Genomic DNA, 1,141 nt, shown 5'->3' with positions numbered 1-1,141 from the left:
TTTCTTCGGTTATTTTCCTCGCTTTCAACAGACAAGTGGCTTTCTATTTCACCTTCCAGACTTGCCTCTAGCAGCCTTTTTATAAATGGTGTTAATGCTCCATCTCTTCCTGTTAGCGGCTTACCTTCTCTGATAGATGATAAAATATTTGTTTCTAGTTCTTTATAGTCCACCAAACCTGTAGTTCTGTTTGCTATTTTTTGACTCATGTCAAACCTCCATTTTTTATATCAATTTATTACTTTTTTTTTGGTTTGACACACTTTTTTGAACGTTCCCTCAAAAAATATTTTTCATGATACAAAAAATTATTGTTGACTTTTATGCAATTAGAGAACTCTTCCGCATTTGTATTCGCTCCTGATTTTATCAATTCTCTAACCGTTTCTAGACGTTTCTCCGTTATCGCTAGGTGTAGTGCTGTATATCCTTCCACATCTGCTGCATTCACATCTACTCCTTTTTCGACTAGTAACCTCACTGTTTTTGCGTCTATTGCATAATGCAGAGCTGTTCTTTCCTTCTCGTCTCTTGCATAAATATTTTTATATGAGTTCTCTAATAATTCTTTTGCTGACTTATTAAATGCCTCTTTTCCTTTTTTACTCATAATCTACCCCACCTTTCTTTAAACCTAAGCCTTCTTTCTCACCACCTCATCTATCATTTCGTTCACTTTGCTCATTATCTTGCTTGCTAAATTTTTACATTCTTCCTTTATTACTGATTTGTCTCTCTTCCTTATTTCTCCTATCTCTATTATTTTTAACTCCGGCATATAGCTCCCATCCAACATGTCTGCTATTTCTCCCACTAGCCCTTCTATTCCATAGCACGTCAGTTTTCTACTTTTTGTTACTCCTCCTTTTTCTCTCAGAAATTTACTTGCTTTTTCATTCTCTCCACTATTCCATAAACAATACTTTTCACTTTCCCATATGTAATACATTGGTGTTGTTATTCAGTTGATTAACCTCAGCCCCTGCTTTTACTAGCTCTTTTATTATTTCAACTCCTGCTCCTCCTATTTTGCACGCAGAGTGCAGTGGTGTACATCCGCTGACATATTGAGTGGCATTTACTTCTGCTCCAGATCTTAGCAGCACTTTTACATTTTCTAAACTTTTTGCGAATACTGCAC

The 1,141-nt window shown here is 35.8% G+C and carries 3 pseudogenes; all 3 read right to left on the bottom strand.

Features of this window, described 5'->3' with window-relative positions:
- A pseudogene (locus tag Wcon_RS13565) lies at positions 1 to 209 on the bottom strand (IS256 family transposase); the annotation flags it as partial.
- Between the two features lie 119 nt (positions 210 to 328).
- Positions 329 to 610, bottom strand: a pseudogene (locus tag Wcon_RS13560) (ankyrin repeat domain-containing protein); the annotation flags it as partial.
- Positions 611 to 634: 24 nt separating this feature from the next.
- Positions 635 to 1,141: pseudogene (locus Wcon_RS13555) on the bottom strand (ankyrin repeat domain-containing protein); the annotation flags it as partial.

It is taken from the genome of Wolbachia endosymbiont of Cylisticus convexus (genome assembly GCF_003344345.1).
This window is presented reverse-complemented; position numbering and strand designations above follow the sequence as displayed.